Annotated in this window: 5 protein-coding genes; 1 reads left to right on the plus strand and 4 read right to left on the minus strand. The window is 38.6% G+C overall.

Annotation, left to right across the window (positions count from 1 at the left end; genetic code table 11):
* Positions 1–131: 131 nt before the first annotated feature.
* The 3 genes from BJP37_RS42715 to BJP37_RS42725 are packed head-to-tail and all read right to left on the minus strand — an operon-like array spanning position 132 to position 3185.
* A complete protein-coding gene (locus BJP37_RS42715) occupies positions 132–1781 on the minus strand; it encodes a COR domain-containing protein (protein WP_075901374.1) in 1650 nt (549 codons plus the stop codon).
* Positions 1782–1805: 24 nt separating this feature from the next.
* Positions 1806–1940: a P-loop NTPase family protein gene (locus BJP37_RS42720; RefSeq protein ID WP_081431505.1), complete on the minus strand. Its 135-nt coding sequence runs from the start codon at positions 1938–1940 to the stop codon at positions 1806–1808.
* Positions 1941–1946: 6 nt separating this feature from the next.
* On the minus strand, positions 1947–3185 hold the full coding sequence (locus BJP37_RS42725; RefSeq protein ID WP_075901376.1) for a leucine-rich repeat domain-containing protein: 1239 nt from the start codon (positions 3183–3185) through the stop codon (positions 1947–1949).
* Between the two features lie 791 nt (positions 3186–3976).
* Between BJP37_RS42725 and BJP37_RS19965 the strand changes: the two genes are divergently transcribed.
* The gene (locus BJP37_RS19965; protein ID WP_075901378.1) at positions 3977–4837 is read left to right on the plus strand and encodes a tetratricopeptide repeat protein; all 861 of its coding nucleotides are present in this window, start codon (positions 3977–3979) and stop codon (positions 4835–4837) included.
* Between the two features lie 144 nt (positions 4838–4981).
* Here BJP37_RS19965 and BJP37_RS19970 read toward each other — a convergent pair whose 3' ends face one another.
* Positions 4982–5383: a response regulator gene (locus BJP37_RS19970; RefSeq protein ID WP_070393926.1), complete on the minus strand. Its 402-nt coding sequence runs from the start codon at positions 5381–5383 to the stop codon at positions 4982–4984.
* Positions 5384–5895 lie beyond the last annotated feature (512 nt).

The raw sequence follows: 5895 nt of genomic DNA on the forward strand, positions 1-5895 counted from the left end.
CAGCCGTCAGCCGTCAGCCGTCAGCCGTCAGCTTATTTTATTCAAAAGCTGTTCGTGTAGTGTGCGCGTAGTACTTAAGCTGATAGCTGATAGCTGATAGCTGATAGCTGATAGCTTATCTTGCCTTTTTATCAAAATATATTACTAATCAAAGCTGGTAATTCCTTACATATAGTTACCATATTAGCAGTAGGAGACAAAGCAGCAGCAGTTCCCATGAGTATTTTCATCGCCATCTTGACTCCTTTCTTGACACCACTATCTTCGGAATTAGTTAAAGCAGAAGCAATCACTTTAATTTGTTCTAGGGCTTCTGCTTTGTCGTCGTCATCTAAATCTTCTGCTAAGACTGCGCTTTGCAGTTGACTGAGTAATTCCTTCAGTTGTTTTTTATCAGACTCAGGCTCAGCATCAAAGCTAGGTAACTGGTTAATAGTATTGGTAACCTTACCACTAATCTCACCTAAGTTAAACCAACCAGCACTACTACTTGTAACTTTAGCGTTGCCAGATATGTTGCCAGATCCAGATATATTGATTTTGGAACTTTCATCGTTACTATTAGCCATTAGTTCAGAAAAATCTCCAGAAATATTACCTTCTTGTGATGATAGCAAGACTAATTGTTGAATATCACCTTTAAACTGAATTGATTGATTACTATCTTGTTGATCGTTAGATACTAATTGCTTTAACCCTATTATATCATCAAGTAAACTCAAAACATTTACCATCTTATAGCTTTCTTGACATTGAATGGTGTATTGCTTATCTGCTAGAAATTGTCGCAATCTTTCAAAGGGATAAAAGAATGGCGACTGACTGTCTTTACACTTATGACAATTACAAGGTATTAACTTACTGTACTTCAAGCGCTTATAAGAATCATGTATTCTATCTAGTTCGTAAGCAACTATGGTTAATAATCCCCGCTTATCTCTACCAGCAACCCTAATCTTAATCTCCCGTTTAGCGTAATATTCAATCACTTCCGCTTTGGTGTTGTCCTTTGTTACAATGACGCCACTTTTCCAAACGTATTGTTGTTGGTCAATATACTGATGCATCACCACAATCAAGCGAGTGATAATACCCTTGGGCATAAAATCCGGATAAGCGTAGCGTAAAATCAAATTGTGGGATGGATTCCAATCATAGTCTGGTTGGTTATCGCTGAGGAGTTGAGGGGCGATAAAGGTATCTTTGCAATCAGGAATTTCATAGCAAAGTTGGAATTTCTTCATTAGTTCTAGTAATTCTCCTCTGGTAGAGGCATACTTGTCGTCTTGCCAAATACGTTTTAAATCCTTGCGGGTAAACTTTCCTTTGTTATTAATTACTTCCTGATTATCGAGCACTTTGTAAACCGGATCGGTTGCCCATTCTGGTTTAAGAATGACTATTTTATATAACAAGGAATCTTCTTGATCCTGGAAATGAAGGCATACCCCTAAATCGTGGAGATATCCGCTTAACTGTAATTTATCTTCTAGTAGAGTAAATCCATTGGTTTCACAGATTTCTAGATATTCCTCAAGAGAGATATAATTACGAGAATTGTTTTCTAAAGCTTGACGCACCTTTACCCAAGTTTTCGGTAATGGTTGTCCCACGTGAGGTAAATTTTGAATGTAATATTGAATAGCAGCGATAATCTCTGCTAACCCTCGGTTAGTTTCGAGATTAGTAGTCAGAGTTTTTTCGAGATTGGTAAACTGTCCTCGCAAAGCGCTTTCGTTAATATATCTTTGGCGGTCTTGTTTCTCGTTTTTAATAATCAACAGGGGGCTATTATTACTTAACTTTTATACACGATTTAGCCAATAATAAAAATCCGTATCTTCTTTGCTACTATCCGCAACAAAAATATATAGAGAACGTTTAGTAAAGAAAAATGGATGGGTGGCAGGATAAATTTCTTGCCCACTAAAATCCCAAATATTAACCTAAAATTCTCGTTCGTGATCTAGAGAAAAACTCCATTGAAAAACATCAATGCCTTCTGTAGATGATTGATTGTCTTGGAGTTGGTATTGGGGGTCTTGAATTTTCTTAGCTAAACTAGTCTTGCCTGCTCTGGTATCACCGACAATCAACAACTTAGCTTCATATATATAAAGTTCTCCTTCTTTCCTTAATTGTCGAAAATATTGTTTAATTGCACCTACACCTCTACTGGCTACTTCTAGCGGTGGCTCAACTAGGGGATTATCCGATAATTTTAGCTTGGTTAAATTGGAGAGATTACCTATAGATTTCGGCAGTTTATTTAGTTGATTATTCGATAAATCTAGCGTCGTTAAATTGTATAGAGTTCCAAGAGATTCCGGCAGTTTATTTAGTTGATTATTCGATAAATCTAGCGTAGTTAAATTGGATAAGTTACCAAAATATTCAGGTAGATATTTTAGTTGATTATTCCATAAATCTAGCGTAGTTAAATTGGATAAATTACCTATAGATTTCGGTAAATTATTTAGTTTATTTATTCTTAAAACTAGCGTAGTTAAATTGGAGAGAGTTCCAAGAGATTCCGGCAGTTCATTTAGTTGATTATTCGATAAATCTAGCGTAGTTAAATTGGAGAGAGTTCCAAGAGATTCCGGCAGTTCATTTAGTTGATTATTCGATAAATTTAGCGTAGTTAAATTGTATAGATATCCAAAACGATTCGGTATATTATATAGTTGATTATACGATAAATCTAGCCTGCTTAACTTAGAGAGATATCCAAAAGAAGCTGGCAGTTTGTTTAGTCGATTGTGGGATAAATTTAGCTGTTTTAAATTGGACAAGTTTTCCAGACAATCTGGCAGTTTATTTAGTTTATTGTTTGACAAATTTAGGTATCTTAATTTGTAATTTTCAATATAAATTGAAAGTTTATATAGTTGATTATACGATAAATCTAGATTTTTTAAATTGGATAATTTTCTAAAAATTTTTGGCAAGTTAGTTAGTCGATTGTGGGATAAATTTAGCTTTTCTAAATTTGGAAAATGACTAATATATTTTGGAACATCATATAGATTGTGATCACTTAAATTAAAATTCAGAATTTTGTGACCAGAGAAATAAACGTCTAGACAAGTAAATAATGATGATAATCTAAATTTATTTTTTCGGTTTATAATTCTTATTTCTATTAAGTTTTTTTTTACACTATCAATCTGTTTGTTTTTCATAGATTAATTATTTTTTTAAAATGGTTGTTTTTGTTTGTAGGTTTTAGGTAGCATTTAAGTCAGAATAGGGCAATGGCAAGTGATAAGTCAAAAAAAACTGTTTAACTTATAGCTAGAATAAGCCCTATATTATCCCTGAGCTAACATACGGCGCTTTGCATAACTATCAGGTACACACGATTGTTTTCCCACTTCCAACTTTCCTGCTCCCTGCTCGCTGCTCCCTGCTCCCTAAAAACCTATAACTTTCTACCTAACTGAATTGCAAACCGCTGTATCTATTGTAATTTTTCCTCTATAAAAGTGATGTCACATCACTAGTTAAATGCAAAAATCAGTATTTATACTCAACAACCTTGCTGGAATAATTTCCTTTGTTGATTCAGCAATACCAAAATTGGGCATTGCATAAATGCAGGATGATTTTAATAGTTTTGTGGAATAGGAATCTTGTGTGCAATGGGCATCTTGGTAGAATAGGCATCTTGGTGGAATAGACATCTTGGTAGAATAGGCATCTCAGTAGAATAAGCATTTCAGTATAATGGGCATCTTGCCCGTTCCTGACACTCCCCCCACTTCCCTCCACTCCCGATTCCCGACTCCCGATTCCCGATTCCCGATTCCCGACTCCCCCCACACTTACCTTGGCCGGATCCTCTAGGATGACAGATGAAGCAGGAAAGTCCTATCGTGAGGGTAAAGCTAGAGCTATATTCCTTCCGGATTACTCTCAGTAGTTCCGTAACCTGTAGATTCACATTAAGCTAATTGTTCTTTGAGGCTGTACCGTGCCTAAATCTATTCCATTACTATCTATTCTTGTTCTCATGGGTTTGATGAGTTGGTCAGCACCAGTGGCTGGACAAGCACTCATTCCCTATACCCTAAAATTGGATTCAGAGGAACTCGAACAGCAGGGCTTAACTCTGGCTCAGGAGGCCATTCAGTTAGTCCGCTTTCAACAATACGACCTGGCGCTGCCTAAGGCCAAGTTAGCCACTCAACTTGCCCCCAACACCTATCAAACCTGGTTTATCTTGGGAACCTTGTACGTACAGTCCCAAGAGTTGGATCAAGGCATAGAAGCCTTGCAAAAGTCTTACTCTCTGGCACCAGATGAAGCTGGGGTGCTGTTCACCTTGGGGTCAGCTTATTTTCAAAAAAGCGACTATAGAAAAGCGATCGCTCAGTTGAAAGCGGGTTTAAAACTCAAACCCGATGTGCCAGAAGCGCTGTTTGACTTGGGTAACTCTTACTATATGCTCAATCAGTATCCTGAAGCAATCGATGCTTACAACAAAGCTGTTGCCCAAGACAAAAGCTTTTGGCCAGCCATTAACAATATTGGGTTGGTCAACTATGAACAAGGGGATGTGGAGAGTGCCATTAAACAATGGGAAGCAGCGATAGGGATTGATAAAGAGGCGGCAGAACCTCAACTTGCGATCGCTGTGGCTCTGTATGCCCAAGGGGATATTGAAAAGGCACTATTAATGGGAGAAGCGGCAATCCGCCTAGATAGCCGCTATGCTAATTTAGAGTTTCTTAAAGAAAACCTGTGGGGTAAGCGCCTGCTTTCTGAAACCAAAAAGTTTCTGGAAAATCCCAGAATTCAAGCCACCATTATCCAGAGTCAAGGTCTACCCTAAGTAGCTCAACTCCACCTGTCATGGGTGACTCCTAAAAATAGTGCTTGATCTCTATCAATTGCCAATAGGGGAGGGATGGCAGCCAAACATGGGCAATCATCTCAAGGGCAGTGGTTTAAGATTGGCAATTTTCAAGACAGGAATTTAATTGTCCTGGGGCAATAGAGCCATGATCTGATCAACAAACTTTTGATGGTCAACAACAGGTTTGGAGATGTAGTCATCAGCACCACTTTGCTTAAGAAAGTTTTCTCGATCCCCTTCCATCGCATGAGCAGTGACCAGAATAATTGGCAGTTGGGACGTTTCAGCATCAGCCTTAAGCATTTGGGTAATCTTAATGCCGTCTACTGATTTACCCTGATAAACACTATGAGCTAGGGAAACATCCATCAAGATAATGTCTGCCTCCCCAGCTTGGGCTATCTGCATTACTTCTTCTACATCTTCAGTATGCTTTACATTCAAACCGCCCCGCTTACTGAGAATCTTGGAAAAAACACGAGCATTAATCGGATCATCTTCGACAATCAGAACGGTTTTCATGGGTCTTGGATCAAGAGTGTCATTTTTGGCAAAAGTGTCATTTGATCATAAGTTTGACAGGGAATCTGTCATGTTGCTATTTCAAATGCAAGATGTCATCTTCTCAAGTCTACTTTTCCCAAATCCTTAGGTAACTAGTAATGTTCATTGGACTAATACAGGTGATAGGCTGCTTAATACCAGGGAAGCTGACGCTCCTGGAAAAAGCCTTCCTTAACTGCATCCAAACCTAGATTATAGTGTCTTGGGGACAGTGGGCACAAGGAATTTTAGGTGCGCCTAACTAATGCGAATTTAATTCGCCACGGGTCGCACCTGCGGGAAGCGAAGCTTCTGGCTGGGTTTTCCTTGAGCCTGTTTATTTGAGTCATGCTCATACTTTAGCTTGGCAAAACCCACCACTATCTTAAGGCGGGAAATCGGCTTTGGAACCAGATGCTCAAATTTTATGTAAGCATTCAGCCGTCAGCCGTCAGCCGTCAGCCGTCAGCCGTCAGCCGTCCGCCGTCAGC

Source organism: Moorena bouillonii PNG, assembly GCF_001942495.1.
GTDB lineage: Bacteria > Cyanobacteriota > Cyanobacteriia > Cyanobacteriales > Coleofasciculaceae > Moorena > Moorena bouillonii.

What these genes read in the sequence shown, in the direction of transcription:
- BJP37_RS42725 (WP_075901376.1), bottom strand. Translation starts at nt 3,185, where the DNA reads ATGAAAAACAAACAGATTGATAGTGTAAAAAAAAACTTAATAGAAATA.
- BJP37_RS19970 (WP_070393926.1), bottom strand. Translation starts at nt 5,383, where the DNA reads ATGAAAACCGTTCTGATTGTCGAAGATGATCCGATTAATGCTCGTGTT.